General features: G+C 64.4%; 16 protein-coding genes and 1 pseudogene. 5 read left to right on the top strand and 12 right to left on the bottom strand.

Features of this window, described 5'->3' with window-relative positions; genetic code table 11:
* Positions 1 to 228: 228 nt before the first annotated feature.
* The 11 genes and pseudogenes from X739_RS162245 to X739_RS162290 all read right to left on the bottom strand — a co-directional run bounded on the left by X739_RS162245 (position 229) and on the right by X739_RS162290 (position 12239).
* On the bottom strand, positions 229 to 1041 hold the full coding sequence (locus tag X739_RS162245) for an enoyl-CoA hydratase family protein (protein WP_023783378.1): 813 nt from the start codon (positions 1039 to 1041) through the stop codon (positions 229 to 231).
* Positions 1038 to 1508, bottom strand: a complete 471-nt coding sequence (locus X739_RS162250; protein ID WP_023772608.1) for a MarR family transcriptional regulator — start codon at positions 1506 to 1508, stop codon at positions 1038 to 1040. The genes X739_RS162245 and X739_RS162250 overlap by 4 nt, the downstream gene beginning before the upstream one ends.
* Positions 1502 to 2275 (bottom strand): SDR family NAD(P)-dependent oxidoreductase, encoded by a 774-nt coding sequence (locus X739_RS162255; protein WP_023772609.1) that lies wholly within the window; start codon positions 2273 to 2275, stop codon positions 1502 to 1504. Before X739_RS162255 ends, X739_RS162250 begins: the two co-directional genes overlap by 7 nt.
* A complete protein-coding gene (locus X739_RS162260) occupies positions 2272 to 4566 on the bottom strand; it encodes a bifunctional salicylyl-CoA 5-hydroxylase/oxidoreductase (protein ID WP_023792578.1) in 2295 nt (764 codons plus the stop codon). The genes X739_RS162255 and X739_RS162260 overlap by 4 nt, the downstream gene beginning before the upstream one ends.
* Before the next feature lie 140 nt (positions 4567 to 4706).
* Positions 4707 to 5305, bottom strand: a pseudogene (locus X739_RS01000000165780) (VOC family protein).
* A 78-nt stretch (positions 5306 to 5383) separates the two neighbouring features.
* The gene (locus tag X739_RS162265; RefSeq protein WP_023772612.1) at positions 5384 to 6220 is read right to left on the bottom strand and encodes an ATP-binding cassette domain-containing protein; all 837 of its coding nucleotides are present in this window, start codon (positions 6218 to 6220) and stop codon (positions 5384 to 5386) included.
* Positions 6213 to 7091: an ABC transporter ATP-binding protein gene (locus X739_RS162270; protein ID WP_023792575.1), complete on the bottom strand. Its 879-nt coding sequence runs from the start codon at positions 7089 to 7091 to the stop codon at positions 6213 to 6215. The genes X739_RS162265 and X739_RS162270 overlap by 8 nt, the downstream gene beginning before the upstream one ends.
* Positions 7088 to 7936 (bottom strand): ABC transporter permease, encoded by an 849-nt coding sequence (locus tag X739_RS162275; protein WP_023772614.1) that lies wholly within the window; start codon positions 7934 to 7936, stop codon positions 7088 to 7090. The genes X739_RS162270 and X739_RS162275 overlap by 4 nt, the downstream gene beginning before the upstream one ends.
* Entirely contained in the window at positions 7929 to 8936 is a 1008-nt protein-coding gene (locus X739_RS162280) for an ABC transporter permease (protein WP_023772615.1), read from the bottom strand. Before X739_RS162280 ends, X739_RS162275 begins: the two co-directional genes overlap by 8 nt.
* Positions 8937 to 9023: 87 nt before the next feature.
* Positions 9024 to 10553: an ABC transporter substrate-binding protein gene (locus tag X739_RS162285; protein ID WP_023792571.1), complete on the bottom strand. Its 1530-nt coding sequence runs from the start codon at positions 10551 to 10553 to the stop codon at positions 9024 to 9026.
* A 111-nt stretch (positions 10554 to 10664) separates the two neighbouring features.
* Entirely contained in the window at positions 10665 to 12239 is a 1575-nt protein-coding gene (locus X739_RS162290) for an NAD(P)/FAD-dependent oxidoreductase (protein WP_023792567.1), read from the bottom strand.
* Positions 12240 to 12357: 118 nt separating this feature from the next.
* Here X739_RS162290 and X739_RS162295 point away from each other — a divergent pair, with 118 nt between their 5' ends.
* The 5 genes from X739_RS162295 (at position 12358) to X739_RS162315 (ending at position 19123) form a co-directional block, all read left to right on the top strand.
* The gene (locus tag X739_RS162295) at positions 12358 to 13149 is read left to right on the top strand and encodes a cyclase family protein (RefSeq protein WP_023772618.1); all 792 of its coding nucleotides are present in this window, start codon (positions 12358 to 12360) and stop codon (positions 13147 to 13149) included.
* A 152-nt stretch (positions 13150 to 13301) separates the two neighbouring features.
* Positions 13302 to 14873, top strand: coding sequence for an NAD(P)/FAD-dependent oxidoreductase (locus X739_RS162300; protein ID WP_023792562.1), 1572 nt, complete (start codon positions 13302 to 13304; stop codon positions 14871 to 14873).
* Positions 14873 to 15355: a MarR family transcriptional regulator gene (locus X739_RS162305; RefSeq protein ID WP_023792559.1), complete on the top strand. Its 483-nt coding sequence runs from the start codon at positions 14873 to 14875 to the stop codon at positions 15353 to 15355. Before X739_RS162300 ends, X739_RS162305 begins: the two co-directional genes overlap by 1 nt.
* A gap of 44 nt (positions 15356 to 15399) precedes the next feature.
* Complete coding sequence (locus X739_RS162310) at positions 15400 to 17553, top strand: indolepyruvate ferredoxin oxidoreductase subunit alpha (RefSeq protein WP_023792555.1); 2154 nt, start codon at positions 15400 to 15402, stop codon at positions 17551 to 17553.
* Positions 17546 to 19123: an indolepyruvate oxidoreductase subunit beta family protein gene (locus X739_RS162315; protein ID WP_023792552.1), complete on the top strand. Its 1578-nt coding sequence runs from the start codon at positions 17546 to 17548 to the stop codon at positions 19121 to 19123. Before X739_RS162310 ends, X739_RS162315 begins: the two co-directional genes overlap by 8 nt.
* A 4-nt stretch (positions 19124 to 19127) precedes the next feature.
* Here X739_RS162315 and X739_RS0133715 read toward each other — a convergent pair whose 3' ends face one another.
* The gene (locus X739_RS0133715) at positions 19128 to 19484 is read right to left on the bottom strand and encodes a hypothetical protein (RefSeq protein ID WP_245273775.1); all 357 of its coding nucleotides are present in this window, start codon (positions 19482 to 19484) and stop codon (positions 19128 to 19130) included.
* Positions 19485 to 19705: the final 221 nt, after the last annotated feature.

The raw sequence follows: 19705 nt of genomic DNA, 5'->3' as shown, positions 1-19705 counted from the left end.
CGCTGTTCTGCAAGGCTTGTGCTCTACTGCGCTCCTCTCTGTCCCGCCGGACATCTCCCCCACGAGGGGGGAGATTGGCAGCTTCGCTGGCGCCGCTTTCCTTGCAACGGTCGTTATTGGCGAAAGCAGAAATTGCATCCAATCTCCCCCGTGGAGTGGGAGATTGCCGGCAGGCCAGAGGGGGGCGCTGTCCTGCCAAGGTGGCCATGTTGATCGAAGAAAACATCCTCAATTCCCCTCGAACACCGGCTTTTCCTTGGCCACGAAAGCCCGATATGCCCGCTCGAAATCTCGCGTCTGCATGCAGATCGCCTGCGCCTGCGCTTCCGCTTCGATCGCCTGTTCGAGGCCCATCGACCATTCCTGGTTGAGCTGCGTCTTGGTGATGCCGTGGGCGAAGGTCGGGCCGGAGACGATGCGGGCCGCCATGTCGAGCGCGTCGGCCTCGAGTACGTCTGCCGCTACCAGCCTGTTGTAAAACCCCCAGCGCTCGCCCTCCGTCGCGGTCATGGTTCGGCCGGTGTAGAGCAATTCGGCGGCGCGGCCCTGGCCGATGATGCGCGGCAGGATCGCGCAGGCGCCCATATCGCAGCCGGCAAGGCCGACGCGGGTGAACAGAAAGGCGGTCTTGGCTTCCGGCGTGGCGATGCGGATATCCGAACTCATCGCGATGATCGCGCCGGCGCCGACCGCCACGCCGTCGACCGCGGCGATGATCGGCTTGCCGCAATTCAGCATCGCCTTGACGAAATCGCCGGTCATGCGGGTGAAGGCCAAGAGCTGCTTCATGTCCATCTTGACCAGTGGGCCGATAATGTCGTGGACATCGCCGCCGGAGCAGAAATTGCCGCCATTGGAGAGGAACACCACGGCGTCGACGTCGTCGGCATAGACAAGATCGCGGAACGTGTCGCGCAGCTCGGCATAGCTGTCGAAGGTCAGCGGGTTCTTGCGCTCCGGCCGGTCGAGCCGGACCTTGGCGATCTTGCCCTCGACCTCCCACAGGAAATGCTTCGGCTTGAGGCCGGCCATTGCGGTCATTCGCGTCCCTCCCAGTTGCTGCGGAACGAGGTCAGCATGCCGGTCAGCCGGCGCGCATCCTCCTCGCTGACCTTGCCTAGCAATTCGCCGATCCAGCCCTCATGCGCGGCGGCGATGGTGGCAAAGGACTTCGTACCTTCCTCGGTCAGCCGAACCATCGAGGTGCGGCGGTCGCCATTGCGGCGGGCGCGGGCGACAAGTCCTTCCGAAACCAGCCGGTCGACAATACCGGTGACATTGCCGTTGGACACCAGCAGGAAGCGCGACAGATCGCTCATCAGCATGCCCTCCTGCGCCCGGTAAAGTGCCGCCATGACGTCGAAACGCGGCAACGTCGTGTCGAATTCCTTCTTCAGGCGCTCGCGCAGTTCGGCCTCGATCGTGCGTGAGGCGCGCAGCAGCCTGATCCATAGGCGCAGCCGGTCCTTGCCGGGTCCCGATGGCATGGGCAGGGGGCCGGCTACCATGTTTCACCTCCCGAGATAGAAATCGCCTGTCCGGTGATCGATTGCGCCGCGTCGCCGCACAGCCAAAGCACGGCTTCGGCAATTTCCCGCGGCTGGATGAAACGGCGTTGCGGATTGGTCGAGGCCAGACTGGCCCGCGCCTGTTCTGCCGAGCGGCCGGTCTTTTCGACGATGCGCTGGATGGACTCCTCCAGCATGTCGGTCTCGACGAAGCCTGGGCACACGGCGTTGACGGTGACACCGGATTTCGCCGTCTCGGCGGCCAGCGCCCGCATCAGGCCGACGACGCCATGCTTGGCCGCGACGTAGGGCGCGACGTAGGCGTAGCCTTTCAGCCCTGCCGTGGAGGCGATGAACACGATGCGACCCGCCTTGCGCGCGGCCATGCCGGCCAGCGTCGGTTTCACCGTCAGGAAGGCGCCGGTCAGATTGACGTCGAGCGTTCGCTGCCAGTCGGCAAGCGTGGTCTTGTGCGCCGGCGTGCTGCCGGCCATGCCGGCATTGGCGACGACGATATCGAACGGCCCGCGTGCGGCCTCCGCTTGCGCGTAGAGCGCCGCCATCGCCGCCTCATCGGTGACATCGGCGACGATGCCATGGATGCGGCCGTTTTCGCCGGCAACCTTGGCGAGTTCAGCTTCGCGGCGCCCACATATGGTCACATTGACACCAGCCCTAGCCAAAGTGAGCGCGATAGCCCGGCCGACGCCGGAGCCGCCGCCGGTGACCAATGCGTGCTTGCCGGGAATCGTGCTCGCGGTCGTCATACTTTCAGCCCCGCCGCCGCATCGCGCTCGGCCAGCCGGTAGATCTGGTCGCGCCCGGGCAGATAGGGATCCGGCCATTTGACGCCACGGTCGCCGAGGGTCACCGCCGCGTGCAATGTCCAGTAGGGATCGGCGAGATGCGGCCGTGCCAGCGCGACCAGATCGGCTCGGCCGGCCATCAGGATCGAATTGACGTGGTCCGGCTCGTAGATGTTGCCCACCGCCATCGTCGCCATGCCGACCTCGTTGCGGATGCGGTCCGAGAATGGCGTCTGGAACATGCGGCCATAGACCGGCTTGGCGGCAACCGACGTCTGGCCGGCCGAAACGTCGCAGATGTCGACGCCGGCCTCATGCAGCATCCCAGCGATCTCGACGGCATCTGCCGGCGTGACGCCTTCGATGCCGACCCAGTCATTGGCCGAAATGCGCACCGAGATCGGTTTTCCCGCCGGCCAGGCGGCGCGCACAGCGTGGAAGATTTCGAGGGGATAGCGCATGCGGTTTTCCAGTGAGCCGCCATAGGCGTCCGTGCGCCGGTTGGTGACCGGCGTGATGAAGGACGACAGGAGATAGCCATGCGCGGCATGGATCTCCAGCATGTCGAAGCCGCAGCGATCGGCCATTTCGGCCGAGGCGACGAATTGATCGCGCACCAAATCCATATCGGCGCGATCCATCGCCTTCGGCACCTGATTCTCAGGCGACCACGCGACAGCCGATGCCGCCATCACAGGCCAGTTACCGGAGGCCAGCGGCACGTCGGTGCCTTCCCAACCGACACGGGTCGAACCCTTGGCGCCGGAATGGCCGATCTGGGCGCAGATCTTCGCTTCGGTTTCGGCATGGACGAAGTCGACCAGCCGCCGCCACGCCACCTCATGCTCGGGCGCGTAGAAACCGGGGCAGCCGGGCGTGATGCGCCCTTCCGGGCTGACGCAGGTCATCTCGATATAGACGAGCCCGGCGCCGCCCTTGGCGCGCTCGGCATAATGCGTGAAATGCCAGTCGGTCGGGCAGCCGTCGACGGCCTTGTACTGCGCCATCGGCGAGACGACGATGCGGTTTTGCAGCCGCATCTCGCGCAGCTTGAACGGCGCGAACATCGGCGCCCGGCGCAGCCTGTTGCCACCGGCACCCGCCTGGCGCTGAAACCATTCTTCGGCGCTGCCCAGCCATTCGGCATCGCGCAGCCGCAGATTCTCGTGGCTGATGCGCTGCGAACGGGTCAGCAGCGAATAGTTGAACTGCACCGGATCAAGGCCGAGATAGCGCTCGACTTCCTCGAACCATTCGAGCGAATTGCGCGCCGCCGATTGCAGCTTCAGCACCTCGGTGCGGCGGGCATCCTCATATCTACGGAAGGCGGCCTCGAGGTCCGGCTCGGTCTCGACATACTCCGCCAGCGCCACCGCGCTTTCGAGCGCCAGTTTGGTGCCGGAGCCGATCGAGAAATGCGCCGAGGCCGCGGCGTCGCCCATCAGCGCCAGGTTCTTGTAGGACCAGCGCTCGCACAGCACGCGCGGGAAGTTGATCCAGGCCGAGCCACGGATATGGTTGGCGTTGGTCATCAGCGCGTGGCCGCCAAGATGCTTGGCAAAGATGCGCTCGCAGACCGCGATGGACTCCTGCTGCGACATCGCGCCGAAGCCAAAGGCGGCCCAGGTCTGTTCGCTGCATTCGACGATGAAGGTCGCGGTGTCGCTGTCGAACTGGTAGGCGTGCGCCCATACCCAGCCATGCTCGGTCTTCTCGAAGATGAAGGTGAAGGCGTCGTCGAATTTCTGGTTGGTGCCGAGCCAGACGAACTTGCATTTGCGTGTGTCGATGTCGGGCTTGAACACGTCGACGAAAGCGTTGCGCGCCCTTGAGTTCAGTCCGTCGGCGGCGACGACCAGGTCATGCGTCTCCATATAGGGGCGGGGATCGGCGATGTCGGTTTCGAACATCAGCTTGACGCCGAGTTCGCGCGCGCGGCGCTGCAAGAGGACCAGCAGCCGCTTGCGGCCGATGCCGCAGAAGCCGTGGCCCGACGAGACCGTGCGCACGCCGTCATGGATGACGGCGATGTCGTCCCAATAGGCAAAATGCTTCTTGATCCAGACGGCGCTGACCGGATCATTCTCCGCGAGATTGTCGAGCGTCTCAGCCGACAGGACCACGCCCCAGCCGAACGTGTCGTCGGCGCGGTTGCGCTCGAAAACCGTCACGTCGTGCGCGGCGTCCCTCAGTTTCATCGAAATGGCAAAGTAGAGGCCGGCTGGTCCGCCGCCGAGAACCGCAACCTTCATTCGTGCGATCTCCTCTTCGCTTGCTATGCCTCAGTATCGCGCCGGAGGTAAGATATTTCAAGCTTAAAGTTTTATGTGCGAAATGATTATGCGAGGGGGTGGCGCGCTTGCCGGGAATCCTGCAAGCGCGCCGCGAGACATCATTTCTCCGGATTCTTCGGGCTCCACAGCACGGTCTCGGCACTCTTCTCATAGGCCATGCCCGAGGGATAGCTGATCGCCTCGAGTTGCAGTCCCCACGGCGCCTGGAAATACAGGATGGTCTGGCCGGCGGCGGGTCCTTCCTTGACCGGCAGCGGCCCCATCCTGGTCTTGACGCCCTTGCCATCGAGATAGGCTTTGGCCGCGGCGACATCGTCGACATAGAAGGCGATGTGAAAGCCGCCAATGTCGCTGTTCTTCGGCGTCAGATTCTTCTGGTCGGGCGCGGTGTATTGAACAGCTCGATGTTCGATCCATAGCCGCAACGCACCATCGTCACCTGCTCGATGACAGCCTTCGGATCGACGCCGAGCAGGTCCTGCATGAAGGTGCCCTTGTCGTCGGCGAACGGGCCGAACGACATCGCCTTCTTGCAGCCGACGACCTCTGTGAAGAAGTCGACCGCCTGCTTCATGTCGGGAACCGTGATGCCGGTGTGATCGTGGCCGCGCATGCCGGGGATCGAATCCGCCGAGGCGATGCCGGCGCTGCCAACGATAGCAGCAACGAGCGTTGCAAGTGCGATTGTGGTCTTCATGTCAGTCCTCTCCATTGGCGGGACTTCGTCATTCTCCAGTCGCACGTCCGAGGCCCGCTTTTCGGCGTGCGTTCGCATTCATGTCGGCGCTTTGCCGGCGGAAGGAATGTCCAGCCAGCTCGCATCGATTTCGGGCAGCGGAATGGCTGCGATGAGGTCGCGCGTGTAGGTCTGCCGCGGCATGTCGAACAGCGCGTCCGTGGCGCTCGCTTCCACGATGCTGCCTTCGCGCATGACGATCACCTGCCGGCACAGCCGCCGGATGACCGACAGATCGTGGCTGATGAAGGCGACCGTCAGACCCATCTCCGCTGCAAGCTTCTCGAGCAAGGTGAGGATCTGGGCCTGCGTAGACACGTCGAGGCCGGAGACGATCTCGTCGGCCAGCACGAATTTTGGCGACAGCGCCAGCGCGCGCGCAATGCCGACGCGCTGTCGCTGCCCGCCCGACAGTTCGTGGCGGTAGCGGGTGGCGAAGCTTTGCGGCAGGCCGACGCGTTGCAATGCCTCGGCGACGCGGGATTTCAGATCGTCGCCGAGCCCGTTCTGCTTGAGCGGAGCGGCGATGATGCTGGCAATGGTGCGGCGCGGATTGAGCGACGACATCGGATCCTGGAAGATCATCTGCAGATCGCGGCGCAGTGGCCGCAGTTCGGCTTCCGGCAGATGGGTGATGTCACGACCTTCGAAACGGATGCTGCCGGCGCTCGGCTCCAGCAGCCGCACCAGCGCACGGCCAAGCGTCGATTTCCCGGATCCGGATTCGCCGACGATGCCCGTCACCGAGCCGGTGGGCAGGTCGAAATCCAGGCCTTTCAGAATCTCGGCCAAAGGTGCGCGGCCGATGAGCGGCTTGCGTGTCATGTCGGGCAGCGCGACCTTCAGCCCGCGCACGGAGAACAGCGGCTCAGCCATGCGGACGCCTCCAGGCCTGGTCGGCGGCAGCGATCTCGGCGGCGAGCCCCGCCAGTACCGAATCGTCCACCGGCTTCAGCGAAGCGAAGGGATCGGTATAGCGCGGCGTGGCGGCCATCAATGCCCTTGTATAGGGGTGCTTCGGCGCGGCGAAGAGCGCCGCCGTCTCGGCCTCTTCCACCACCTTGCCGGCATAGAGAACCGACACTTTCTGGCTGATCTTGGCGACGACGCCGAGATCGTGGGTGACGAACAGGATCGCGGTGCCGTGCTCGCGCTGCAACGCCGCGATCAGCCGCAGGATCTGCTTCTGCACCGTCACGTCGAGCGCCGTGGTCGGCTCGTCGGCGACAATCAGCCGTGGCTCGGCGGCAAAGGCGGCGGCAATCAGCACGCGCTGGCGCATGCCGCCGGAGAGCTCGTGCGGATAGCTCTTCAGCACCCGGTCGGGGTCGCGGATCTGCACCTCATCAAACAACTGGCGGATACGCCGATCGGCCTTGTCTCCGCTCCAGCCGAGGATGCGCACCAGACGGTCGGTCATCTGGGAGCCGATGCGGCGCGAGGGGTTGAGCGCGGTCAGCGGATCCTGCGGGATCAGCGCCGTGCGCGCGCCGATCAGCGTGCGCCGCGCTTTTGGCGGGAGTTTGCCGAGGTCTTCGCCCTCGAGCCTCATATCGCCTTCGACGATGCGCACGCTCAATGGCAACACACCCAGCACCGCCTTGCCGATCATCGTCTTGCCGGCGCCGCTTTCGCCGACAAGCGCGCGCACTTCACCGGGTTGTACCGAGAGCGAAACAGAGCGCAGCACGCGCTGGCCGTTGGCCAGCACCGCGCTCAGATCGGCTATGTCGAGACAGGCGCTCATCGCAGCACCGGATCGAAACGCGTCTTCAGCGCCTCGCCGAACTGGCTGAAGGACAACACGGTGAGGATCAGCGTGACCAGCGGAAACACCAGCACCCACCATGCCTGGTGGATCGACAGCCGGCCCTCGGCGATGATGCCGCCCCATGTAGGGTCGTCGGTCGAGATAGATAGATTGACGAAGGACAGGATCGCCTCGACGATGACGGCGATGCCCATCTCCAGCGACAGCAGCGCCACGATCGACGGCACCACATTGGGTAGAACTTCGCGCAGCATGATGCCGAAGCGGCCATAGCCGGCGATGCGAGCGTTCTCGACATAGTCCATGCGCGACTGGCCCATCGCCTCGGCGCGGATGACCCGGCAGAAACGCGTCCAGTCGATGATGGCGATGGCGAGGATAACGGAGCTTAAGCCGGTGCCGAGCACGGCGACCAGCAGAATGGCGAACAGCACCGGCGGGAAGGCCATCCAGATGTCGACGATGCGTGAGATGATGCGGTCCGCCCAGCCGCCGAAATAGCCCGCGATCAGCCCTAATGTGGAGCCGACCACGCAGGCGGCGATGGCCGCCGCGAAAGCGACGATGAAGGCGATGCGGCCGCCGAAGATCAGGCGCGAGAGCAGGTCGCGGCCGAGGCTGTCGGTGCCGAGCCAATAGCCCGGCTCGGCACCGTCGAGCCAGAACGGCGGCAGACGTTCCAGCATCAAATCCTGCGCCAGCGGATCCTGCGGCGCGACCAGCGGCGCCAAGATCGCCGCCAGCAGCGCCAGCAGCAGCCAACCTCCCGCCAGCCACAGCCTCGGGCTCGATCCGCGTCGCGAGATGCGTGCCTCATCCATGGCGCAGCCTCGGATTGAGCAGCGCATACATCATGTCGACTGCGAGGTTGATCAGCACGAACAGCAGCGCGAAGACCAGCACGATACCCTGTATCAGCGGCAGGTCGCGGTTGATAACGGCGTCGATCGCCATGTTGCCGAGGCCTTCATAGGAGAACAGCCGCTCGACGATGACGGTGCCGCCGATGAGGAAGGTGAATTGCACACCGATGAGCGTCAGCGTCGGCAGCGCGGCGTTCTTCAGCGCCTCGCGCAAGATGACCTGCGTTTCAGAAAACCCCTTGACCCGCGCCAGCACGACATAGTCGAGGTCGAGCACTTCCTTCAGCGACTGCTTCAGCAGTTGCGCGATGATGGCCGCGAGCGGCAGCGCCAGCGCCACGGCTGGCATTAGCATGTGCTTCAAGAGGTCCCAGGTGAGGTCGAAGCGCAGCCGAAACAGGCTCTCGAAGAAGTAGAACTGGGTGATGAAGGGCAAGTCGAGCTGCGGCGACACGCGGCCGGAAATGTCGAAGATCGGCACCAGCACGCCGAACAGCAGGATCAGCACAAGGCCCCAGAGAAAATCGGGGATGGAAAGTGCGGCACCGCTGGCGATGTCGATGCCGGCCTCGACCGCCGTGCCGCGTTCGCGCGCACCGAGGATCGCCGTCGTGCCGCCGATCGCCACCGCCATGATGAGCGCGACAATGGCGAGCTCCAGGGTTGCCGGCAGCCGGTTGAAGACGAGGCCAAGCACGTCTTGCCGGAGCGAGATCGAGGTGCCGAAATCGCCCCTGGCGACCCCGGACAGCCAGATGAAGAACTGCTGTACGATCGTCTTGTCGAGCCCATAGAGCGCACGCAGGCGGGCGATGTCGTCATTGGTGGCACCGGGCGGCAGCATCATGGCGATCGGATCGCCGGGCGCGACGCGGATAACCACGAATACGACGACGGCCACGCCCAACAGCGTGATCAACATCGTCAGCAGACGGATCAGGAATCGTTGCAGGAGCATGTAAATCTTTGCAGGAGCCCGCAGGCTCATATGCCTGTAGAATGCGCGCCGTCGCTATGGACGGCGCGCGGTAAGCCCAGGCAGATATCAGGCCGGGGTCATCAGGGCCGGTAGCAGCGCGCCGGAGATATGCTGCACCACGTTGACCCCCTTTGCATGCACGATCGGTTGCGCATACTGCATAAGCGGCAGCACGTAGGCCTGCTCGGCGATGTATTTATCGACCGCCTTCCACCCGGCGATGCGCTTGGCCTCGTCCTTCTCTCCCCACAGCGGGTTGATCATGTCGATCAGGTCCTGGCTGTCCCAGACCGAATGGGGGCTCGGCCCATACATGGCAAAGCCGGTCGACGTGGTCGGGTCGCCAATGGCATTGCCCCAATTGTAGAAGGCGGCGGGCGCGAGCTTGTCGGCGGCGCGCAGCTCGTAGTGCTTGGCGATCTCATAGACCTCGATCGTCGCCTCGATGCCGACCTTGCGCCACATGCCGACGATCGCCTGGATCATCTCATAGTCCTTGGGCTTGAAGCCCTTGGTCGTCTGGATGGTGAACTTGACCGGCTTTTCCGGCGAATAGCCTGAGGCAGCCAGCAACTCCTTGGCCTTCTCCGGATTGTGCTCCACCTTGATCGAGGCATCGAAGGCCGTGTATTCCGGGGTCTCCAGTGTGGCGATCGGCTGGCCATAGCCGCGCAGCAGCCGCTTGACCAGAAGCTCCTTGTCCACGGCCATGACGGCTGCCTGGCGCACGTTCTTGTCCAGCATCGCTTCGATGTCGTTGAAGAAGATCATGCCGATGTCGGAAACATTCTTGATCGACCCGGCAAGCCCGTCCTTGGCGATCAGCCGGTCGTACTCTTCATAGGGGATTTCGAGCGTCACCTGCGAGGAACCGGATTCGATCTCGGCCACCCGGCTCGCGGCGTCGGTGACGAACTTGATCGTCACATTCTCGAAGGCCGGCTTGCCGCCCCAATAGTTGGGATTGGCCTTCAGCCGCAGGAAAGCGTTGCGCTCGAACTTTTCGACCATGTAGGGCCCGGTGCCGATCGGCGCCTTCTCGAAACCCTCGGCGCCGACCTTCTCGTAATAGGCTTTCGGCATGATGTAGCCGGTCAGGAACGACATCCACTTGAAATAGACCGGGTCGAACTGCACGACGTCGCCGGTGATTTTGTTGCCGTCAATCTTGAAATTGCCGACGTTCTTCCAGACGAACTGGATCGGGTTGCCGGTCTTTTCGTCGCCCGCCCGCTGCAGCGACCAGACGACGTCTTCCGGGGTGAAGGGCGAGCCGTCATGCCATTTCACGCCTTCGCGCACCGTCATCATGATTTTGGTGCGATCGTCGTTCCAGCCCCATTCCGTCAAAAGGCCAGGCGCGAAGGACAGGTCCGGCTTCTGCGGGATGAACTGGTCGAACACCGACTGGTAGAGGCCCTGGATAGTCGGGTTGACGGCCGACGGGCCGGTGGTCGGGTCCCAGGACGGCAGGTTGACATTGTAGGCGATGGTCAACTCGCCGGCGGCAGCCTGGCTGATGTTGGGCAGGCCGACAGCGGCCACGCCAAGTGCCGCGGCACTGTATCCCAGTAATTCGCGTCTGTTGATTGTCATGGTCGTTCCCCTTGTTGGTTTATTTGTCTTTTGCGCGGCTTCGTCCGGTCATTGGTTCGGGCTTCGTGGGCAGCAGCGCTTGCCTCTCGTCGCCTTCATGAAATCGTCTGGCTACCTCCCGCCAAGCTGTTGCGCGAGCATGAAGCCCGAGGCGGCACCCGTACCGGCGCCGGGCCATGTCGCGGCGCCGGTGAGGTGCAGATTGGTGATCGGCGTGTTCCAGCCGGCATAGCCGCGCGCCGGACGGAACAAGAAGTTCTGCGCCAGATGATGGCTGCCGCAGACCTGGTCGCCGCCGACGAGGTTCGGGTTCTCGCGCTCCAGGTCGATCGGCGAAAACACCGCGCGACCGAGGATCTTCGCACGCAGCCCTGGTGCGTAGGTCTCGATGATGTCGAGCACACGGTCGGCGTAGACCTCCTTGACCTGGTCCCAGTGGGCTGGTGCGATCTTGGCCGAGGCGTCGCCCGCGATTTCGGCGGGCAGCATGCGCACCTGCACCCACAGAACATGTTTGCCTTCAGGTGCCCGGGAAGGGTCGACCGCGGTCGGCTGGCCGACCACCAGCACCGGTTCGTCCGGCAACATGCCTGATGTCGCCTGCTGATAGGTGCGCGACATCTGGTCGAGCGATGGCGCCAGATGCACATAGGCGAACTGCCGAAGCTCTACCCCGGCGCGCCAGTCCGGCAGGTCGTCCAGCGCCAGGTGGATCATCATCGTGCCGGGCGCATGGCGGAATTTTTGCATCGCCATGTCGAAGCCGGCGTCGCCCGAACCGATCGGCAGCAGCTTGCCGGCCAGCGCCTTGGGCGCGACGCCGGCAATCACCGCCTTGGTGGCCGTATGCGTCTCGCCGGAAGCAAGCCGCACACCGCCGGCCTTGCCGCCGGAGACGGTTATCTCGGCGACATCGGCGCCGGTGACGATCCTGCCGCCGGCCGATGTGACCATGCCGGCCAGCGCCCGGATGATCGTGTCGGCGCCACCCTTGCCCAGCACCATGCCAAAACTCTGGTTGGCCATCGCTTCAAGGTAGGGGAACACCGCGCCGCCGGCGATGTCGGGCGCGAAGTCGAGATGCATGCCCCAGGTGGCGAGCGTCGCCCTGACGTGCGGAGACTCGAAATTTTCCTCCAGCCAGGCACGCGGCGACGACAGCAGCAGCCGGCCGGTGTCGAGCGCGCCGGAAACACCTTTTTTGCGCCACAGGTTCCAGGCGGTGCTTGCAAGCGCCCGGGCGCTCATCGGCGAGCCCAGCAGCTTGAACAAATGCTCGGCCTCGGACGGGAAGGCGGCAACCAGCCTGCGCCATGTCGCGGCGTCGGCGGCTGAAAAGGCCGCCATGCGACCGGCGGTCTTTTCCAGATCGTTGCTGATGCCGAGCCAGCGTCCATCCGGAAAGGCGCTGGCGAAACAGTCGGCGACCGGCGCGAATTCCAGCCCCTGTGCTTTCAATTCATTTGCATATGTCCGGTGGAAGGCGGAGCCGGCGAACAGGCTCAGATTCATCGCGCCGAAGTCGTGACGGAAGCCCGGAAGCGTGAATTCGTGGGTCTGGACGGCACCACCGATTGTTGTGCTGCGCTCGAAAACCCCGGTTTTCCAGCCCTTGAGCGCCAGATGCGCGGCGCATGCCAGAGTGTTGTGGCCTGCCCCGACAAAGATGGCGTCGAACTCGCTCACGCCCCGTTCCCATTTCCTTTATGCTTAAAGATAATTGCAGATGCATATGTTTTCGTCTAGTAGGATATTAAGGGCCGAGACGAGCCTTGATCATGTCAGACAAGAGGGAACAGAGACCATGGACACCCAGAAACTCCTCGGCGAAGTTGCCGGCCAGCTTCTTTCCGGCGCCATCAAGGTGGTCGACCTGACGGCGCCGCTCGGGCCGGACACACCGCTGATCAAGCTGCCGCCGGAACTCGCCGTCGACACGCCGAAGGTCGAGATCCACTCGATCTCCCGCTATGACAAGAACGGTCCATGGTGGGCGTGGAACTGGCTGAAGCTCGGCGAGCATTCCGGCACGCATTTCGACGCGCCGCAGCATTGGATCAGCGGCAAGGACTATCCGGACGGCGCCACCGACACCATTCCGGCGCAGAACTTCATCGGGCCGGTCAATGTCATCGACTGTTCGAAGGAGGCCGCCGCCGATCACGATTTCCTGCTGACCGTCGACCACATCAAGGCTTGGGAAGCCAAGCATGGCGCGATCAATGCCGGCGAGTGGGTGGTGATGCGCACCGACTGGTACAAGCGCAACGGCTCGGAAGCCGAGTTCCTCAATGCCAACGAGACCGGTCCGCACACACCCGGCCCGACGGCGGAAGCCATCCAGTTCCTGATCAGCAAGGACATCAAGGGCTGGGGCTCGGAGACGATCGGCACCGATGCCGGCAAGGCCGGCGGCATGGAGCCGCCATTCCCGGCCCACACGCTGATGCACAAGGCCAACCGCTACGGCCTCGCCAGCCTCTGCAATCTCGACCAACTGCCGCCGAAAGGCGCGATCCTGATCGCGGCACCGCTCAAGATCGAGCACGGCACCGGCAGCCCGATCCGCGCGCTGGCGCTGGTGCCGGGGAAATAATGCGAGGGCGGTCTTCGGGAGAAGATCATGGCTGCGAATGGTACCGCGATGACGAAGTGGGCGCGGCAACCTTGTGAGGTTGCCGCTCTACGCCAAGGAACGCTACCGCGCGCAATTAAACATCATCCACCAAAGCGGGGGAGCACCCCTCGATGACCGCCCCAGATCACATCATAGTCGGCAGCGGCATCAACGCGCTGGTCTGCGCCGCAATGCTCGGCGGCAAGGGCGCCAAGGTGCTCGTGCTGGAGCGCAACGACCGTATCGGCGGTTGCATGCGCACCGAGGAGATCACCGCGCCGGGCTTTGTCCATGACGTGATGGCGATGACCTTCGTGTTGTTCATCACCTCGCCGGCCTTTGCCGCACTTGGCGCCGACCTCGCTCGCCACGGCCTGGAATTCTGCCACACCGGCACGCCGACCGGCGTGCTCATGCCCGACGGCAGCCATGCCGTGCTCAGCACCGACCGCGCCGCCAATGTCGCTGCCATCAATGCGATCGCGGCCGGCGACGGTGACCGCCACGCGCAAGATGTTGGCGGCATCGAACGAAATGCCGGCCTGCTGTTCGGCCTGCTCGGCGGCGCGCTTTGGTCGTACCCGACGGCGAAGCTGCTGGCCGGCGATACCTGGCGGCGTGGTCCGCGTGGCCTGGCCGCCTTTCTTGGCGAAGCGCTGGTGCCGGCGCGCGGCTGGCTGGAAAGCAGCTACCAGTCCCAAACCATTCGGGCGCTCTGGGCGCCCTGGGTGCTGCATGCCGGGCTTGGCCCGGAAGATGCCTTTTCCGGCCAGATCGCCAAGGTGATCGCCTTCGCGCTGGAGGCGGCCGGCGCGCCGATCGTCAAGGGCGGCGCGAAGAACCTGCTTGCCGCTTTCGAGGCCCTGATCAGGGAGCGCGGCGGAGACATCCGCACCGGCGCCGACGTAACCTCGATCGTCCAGGCGGGCGGCCGCGCAGCCGGTGTGCGGCTGGCGTCGGGCGAAACGATTACAGCGAACAAGAGCGTCATCTGCTCGGTCACGCCGACGCAGCTTTACGGCCGCCTGCTGGGCAAGGACGCTTCGAAGGACGATGTCGAAGCGACGCGGAAATACCGCTATGGCAAAGGCAATTTCCAGATACATTACGCGCTGACCAAGCCGCCGTCCTGGCGCGGCGAGGGCCTCGACAAGGTGGCGCTGCTGCATTTGACGCCCGGACTGGACGGCGTTTCGAAAGCCTGCAACGAGGCGGCGCGAGGCATGCTGCCGGAGGTGCCGACCATCTGCGTCGGCCAGCCGCACGCGCTCGACCCGTCACGCTGTCCGGAAGGCCAGGCGATCCTGTGGCTTCAACTCCCCGAGGCGCCCCGCCACATCAAGGGCGACGCCGCCGGCAAGCTCGATGCGCCTGCCGACGGGCAATGGACCGAGGCGTTGCGCGAGGCCTATGCCGATCGCGTCGAAGCGATCCTCGCCGGCCATGTCGACGGGTTCAAGGACAGCGTAATCGCGCGCCGCGCCTATTCGCCGGCCGATCTCGAAGCGATGAACATCAACCTGGTCGGCGGCGACCCTTACGGCGGCTCCTCTGTTGTCGACCAGTCATTCCTGTGGCGGCCGTTCAAGACCAGCCGCAACCACCGGACCGGCATCAAGGGCCTCTATCATATCGGCGCCTCGACCCATCCCGGTGCGGGCCTCGGTGGTGGCTCCGGCTTCCTGCTGGCGGGGAAGCTGTGATGGAACAAAAGGTCGCCGAAAAACGCCAGCGCATTTCCACCCTCGGCCAGATCGGCCTGCAGCAATTCGCTCCCTATCTGATGAACCGCATCATGGGCCGCTACAACGCTACCTTGCGTGACGACTTCCGCAAGCAGGGCCTCACCATTTCGCAGGTGCGCACGCTGGCGGTGCTGTCGGTCACCGACGGCGTCACCGTGAACGACCTCTCGGTCTATACTGTCATCGAGCAATCGACCTTGAGCCGCACGCTGGACACGCTGGAGGGGCAAGGCTTCGTGCGGCGCGAGCAGGGCGTCACCGACAGCCGCATTCGCCATGTGTTCCTGACCGACGAGGGCCGCGCCGAGTTCAGCCGCGCCTGGCCGGCCATGCACGACGCCTTCGAGGCGATGTTCGACGATATCGACGACGCCGAATATGCAGCACTCATCACGACGCTTTTGAAAATGCTCAGAAACATTCGCAAGCACGACATCTAGATGCACGCGCCGCCAACTGTCGGCGGCAACGGAAGGAGGCAGAGATGGCCGAACGGTCTTTTGCCAAGGAAGTCGAAAAACTCAGGCTCGGCGCCGGCGAGGAATTCGCCGGCGAGGGCATCCTCGCCATCACCAAGGCGCTGCTGCAATGCGGCGTCGGCTATGTCGGCGGCTATCAGGGCGCGCCGATCAGTCATCTGATGGACGTTTTGGCCGACGCGCAGGACATTCTGGGCGAACTCGGCGTGCATTTCGAGGCAAGCGCCTCGGAAGCCACCGCCACCGCCATGCTCGCCGCTTCGGTGCATTACCCGATCCGGGGCGCGGCGACGTTCAAGTCGACCGTCGGCACCAATGTGGCTTCAGACGCGCTGGCCAACCTCGCTTCCGGTGGTGTCACCGGCGGAGCGCTGATTATCGTCGGCGAGGATTATGGCGAAGGCTCCTCGATCATGCAGGAGCGCAGCCATGCCTTCGCCATGAAGAGCCAGGTCTGGCTGCTCGATCCCCGTCCCAACCTGCCGTCTATCGTCAAGGCGGTGGAGGATGGCTTCGAACTGTCGGAAATCTCCAACACGCCGGTCATGCTGCAGGTGCGCATCCGCTGCTGCCACGTGCACGGCCATTTCATCGCCAAGGATAACAAGCGTCCGCCGATGACGGTCGCCGATGCGCTCGAATCACCGCGTCGCGACACCGGCCGTATCGTTCTGCCGCCCGCCTCCTTCCTGCACGAAAAGGAGAAGGTGCAAAAGCGCTGGCCGGCGGCGGTGGATTTCATCGCCAGGAACAAGATCAACGAGTTCTTCGGCTCGGACCATGGCTCCGTCGGCATCGTCATGCAGGGCGGCATGTACAATTCAGTCATCCGTGCGCTGCAGCGGCTCGGCCTTGCCGACACCTATGGCGAGACGGATGTGCCGCTCTATGTGCTCAACGCCGTCTATCCCTTGATCGACGACGAATTCCTCGCCTTCTGCGAGGGCAAGCAGGCGGTGCTGGTGGTCGAGGAAGGCCAGCCCAACTATATCGAACAGGCCTTTGCCGCGATGCTGCACAAGGCCGGGCGCGGCACCAGGCTGGTCGGCAAGGAGCACCTGCCGATGGCTGGGGAATATACGGGCCAGGTCATGCTCGACGGCATCGGCGCCTTCCTGCGCGCCGAGGCCCCGCATCTGCTGCCGGGCGAAGTGCGCGCCCCCAACAAGGTCGGCGACGGCGTCGACACGGCGGACCTTATCAATGTCATTCCAGGACGACCGCCCGGTTTCTGCATCGGCTGCCCGGAGCGGCCGATCTTCGCCGCGACCAAGCTGGTCGAGCAGGAGCTCGGCAAGCATCACATCGCTTCCGACATCGGCTGCCATCTGTTCTCGATCATGCCGCCCTTCGAACTCGGCGCCACCACAATGGGGTACGGGCTCGGACCAGCCTCGGCCTCGGCGTTCAATTCGCCCGATGCCAAGCGCCGCTCGATTTCCTTCGTCGGCGACGGCGGCTTCTGGCACAACGGCCTGACCTCATCGATCGGCAATGCGGTGTTCAACAAGAATGATGGCGTCATCGTCATCGTCGATAATTTTTACTCGGCCGCCACTGGCGGGCAGGACATCCTGTCGTCGCGCGCGGGTAACAGGACCAAGTCGACCAAGCATCCGATCACCGAGGCGGTGAAAGGCATGGGCGTCAAATGGCTGCGCCATGTCGACCGCACCTACGATGTCGGCAAGATGCAGGACACGCTGCGCGAGGCGCTGACGACGGACGAGAAGGGGCCGAAAGTCATCGTCGCTTCGTCGGAATGCATGCTCAATCGCCAGCGTCGCGAAAAACCGCTGGTCGATAAGGCGATCAAAGGCGGCGAGCGTGTCGTCAAGCCGAAATTTGGCGTCGACGAAGACGTCTGCACCGGCGACCATGCTTGCATGCGGCTCTCCGGCTGCCCATCGCTGTCGGTCAAGTCGCTCGACGATCCGCTGCGCGACGATCCGGTCGCATCGATCGACCAGAACTGCGTCGGCTGCGGCAATTGCGGCGAGGTCGCCGATGCGGCGGTGCTGTGCCCGTCCTTCTACCGCGCCGACGTCGTGCACAATCCAAGCCGCTGGGACCGTTTCCTGGAGACGGCGCGCCGCGCGACGATCGGCTTCCTGCAGAGGCGGCGCGAAGGCCGGCGCCTGATATTTTCCGATGCTTGATCCCGTTTCTTCCTCGCGCCCCCGGTCCGGTGCTGCCGATGAGCCGGTGATCAAGCTCGCCGTGCTGGCCGTCGGCGGCCAGGGCGGCGGCGTGCTCGCCGACTGGATCACCGACGTCGCCGAGCGCAATTCCTATGTCGCGCAATCGACCTCGGTCGCCGGCGTCGCGCAGCGCACCGGCGCCACCATCTACTATATCGAAATGGCCCGCGACACGGGCCGTCTGCCGGTCTTCGCGCTGTCGCCCTCGCAGGGCGATGTCGATATCCTGATTGCCGCCGAACTGATGGAAGCCGGCCGAGCCATCATCAGGGGCTTCGTCACCCCCAACCGCACGACGCTGATCGCTTCCTCGCACCGCATCGCCGCCGTGTCGGAAAAGATCGAACCGGGCGACGGCCGCGCTTCGTCGTCCAAAGTCCACGCCACTGCGGAGGCCGCATCGAAGCGCTTCATCGCTTTCGACATGGAAAAGATCGCCGCCGACAACGGCTCGATGATCTCGGCCAGCCTGCTTGGCGCGCTGGCCGGCTCCGACGCGCTGCCGTTTACCCGTGAAAGCTACGAGCAGGCGATTGGCATCGGCGGCCGTGGCGTCAAGGCCAGCCTCGCCGCCTTCGCGGCCGCGTATGATCGTGCGCGCGGCACGGCGGCGCCGATGGCGAACCCGGCGGAGCCGGCGATTGTCGTATCTGCCCTGGGTGCGGGACATGTGAGTGGCCCGCGAAACCTGTTGCAGGGATGGCAGGCGCTTGCCGCTCGCATCGACCTGCTGCCGATGGCGGTGCGCGACATGGCGCTCAGGGGCCTGAGAAAGGTCGTCGACTATCAGGACATCGCCTATGGGCGCGAATATCTCGACCGGCTGGACAGGGCCGTGGCGATTGACCACGCGGATCCAACCCATGCGCTGTCCATCGCAGCCGCCAAGCATCTGGCCAACGCCATGTGCTATGACGACATGATCCGCGTCGCCGATCTGAAAACGCGCTCGACCCGCGACAGGCGGGTGCGCAAGGAGGTTGGCGTCAAGGACGGTTCGGTCCTGCAAGTGACCGAGTACTTCCATCCGCGCATCGAGGAGTTCTGCGGCACGCTGCCGGCGAGGCTGGGCAGCTACATCGAGGACCGGCCGAAATTGGCAGCCTTCCTCGATCGCCGCATCAACCGGGGCCGCCGCATCCGCACCGACAGCTTTGCCGGCTTCGCCGCCTTGTGGTTCATCGGCGGCCTGCGCCGCTGGCGCCGCGGCCTGCTGCGGCATAAGGTCGAAGTCGCGCATCTCGATCGCTGGTATGCGCTGGCACTCGGCTGCGTGCCGGCAGATTACGCGCTTGCCGTCGAAATCCTCAATTGCCGCCGGCTGATCAAGGGCTACAGCGACACGCATGCGCGCGCCCAGTCGAAATTCGACCGCGTGCTGTCGGCGCTTGATCTGCTCAAGGGTAGGGAGGACGCCGCCGACTGGATCCGCCGCCTGCGCGAGGCGGCGCTGAAAGACGAGAAGGGCGACATGCTCGACGGCGCGCTGAAGACAGTGGCGACGCTGGGATCGACTCCGATCACCTGAGACATCAGCGGTTGGCCTCCGCCGACTGGAGTGGTGCGACGAGGCTGTGAAGCGGCGCCTGCGGGAAGAGATGCAGCAACCCCGAATCGACGCGCCGCCGCAGATGCGCATCGACCTCCGCCCGGTCCTGGCAACCATGGAACCTGCCGCCGCAGGCCGAAGGTCGAGAGCGTGTAGAAGGGCGGTAGGCAAGTGACTCCGGTCTTGCCAGCGCGTCCTCGCCGGCAACGGCATCGACGAACGGCTTTGTCGCCGACGATTGATGATCGCCGAACTCGAGCACCACGGCGCCGCGTCTCCCGGTCTCCGCGTCCCGGCGCCCGAGGAACCCTGGTCGCCTCAGCGTTGCGTCTGCAAACATGTCGAACACCGGACCGCGTCATCAGCCGACCCCAATAGTGCTTGCTTGGTCGGCGCGTCTTTCTAAGCGGCCACAACGGGGGCATCTATGACAAGGGGGGAAGACAATTCCGTCTCGGTGATGTATTTGTGAACGTCGTTCATTTTCTTGTTGAACATTGTTCAAAAAGTGATAAGTTTGAGAAATGAATGGCGTTCACCGTCCGAAGGACGACACTCGAC

The sequence above is a fragment of the Mesorhizobium sp. LNHC209A00 genome (assembly GCF_000502915.1).
Classification (GTDB): Bacteria; Pseudomonadota; Alphaproteobacteria; order Rhizobiales; family Rhizobiaceae; genus Mesorhizobium.
The sequence above is the reverse complement of the archived record's forward strand: the minus strand, read 5'-3'. Positions and strand labels throughout refer to the sequence as shown.

Coding starts and splice junctions, on each gene's coding strand:
- X739_RS162245 (WP_023783378.1), bottom strand. CDS start 1,041: ATGACCGCAATGGCCGGCCTCAAGCCGAAGCATTTCCTGTGGGAGGTC.
- X739_RS162250 (WP_023772608.1), bottom strand. CDS start 1,508: ATGGTAGCCGGCCCCCTGCCCATGCCATCGGGACCCGGCAAGGACCGG.
- X739_RS162255 (WP_023772609.1), bottom strand. CDS start 2,275: ATGACGACCGCGAGCACGATTCCCGGCAAGCACGCATTGGTCACCGGC.
- X739_RS162260 (WP_023792578.1), bottom strand. CDS start 4,566: ATGAAGGTTGCGGTTCTCGGCGGCGGACCAGCCGGCCTCTACTTTGCC.
- X739_RS162265 (WP_023772612.1), bottom strand. CDS start 6,220: ATGGCTGAGCCGCTGTTCTCCGTGCGCGGGCTGAAGGTCGCGCTGCCC.
- X739_RS162270 (WP_023792575.1), bottom strand. CDS start 7,091: ATGAGCGCCTGTCTCGACATAGCCGATCTGAGCGCGGTGCTGGCCAAC.
- X739_RS162275 (WP_023772614.1), bottom strand. CDS start 7,936: ATGGATGAGGCACGCATCTCGCGACGCGGATCGAGCCCGAGGCTGTGG.
- X739_RS162280 (WP_023772615.1), bottom strand. CDS start 8,936: ATGCTCCTGCAACGATTCCTGATCCGTCTGCTGACGATGTTGATCACG.
- X739_RS162285 (WP_023792571.1), bottom strand. CDS start 10,553: ATGACAATCAACAGACGCGAATTACTGGGATACAGTGCCGCGGCACTT.
- X739_RS162295 (WP_023772618.1), top strand. CDS start 12,358: ATGGACACCCAGAAACTCCTCGGCGAAGTTGCCGGCCAGCTTCTTTCC.
- X739_RS162300 (WP_023792562.1), top strand. CDS start 13,302: ATGACCGCCCCAGATCACATCATAGTCGGCAGCGGCATCAACGCGCTG.
- X739_RS162305 (WP_023792559.1), top strand. CDS start 14,873: ATGGAACAAAAGGTCGCCGAAAAACGCCAGCGCATTTCCACCCTCGGC.
- X739_RS162310 (WP_023792555.1), top strand. CDS start 15,400: ATGGCCGAACGGTCTTTTGCCAAGGAAGTCGAAAAACTCAGGCTCGGC.
- X739_RS162315 (WP_023792552.1), top strand. CDS start 17,546: ATGCTTGATCCCGTTTCTTCCTCGCGCCCCCGGTCCGGTGCTGCCGAT.
- X739_RS0133715 (WP_245273775.1), bottom strand. CDS start 19,484: ATGTTTGCAGACGCAACGCTGAGGCGACCAGGGTTCCTCGGGCGCCGG.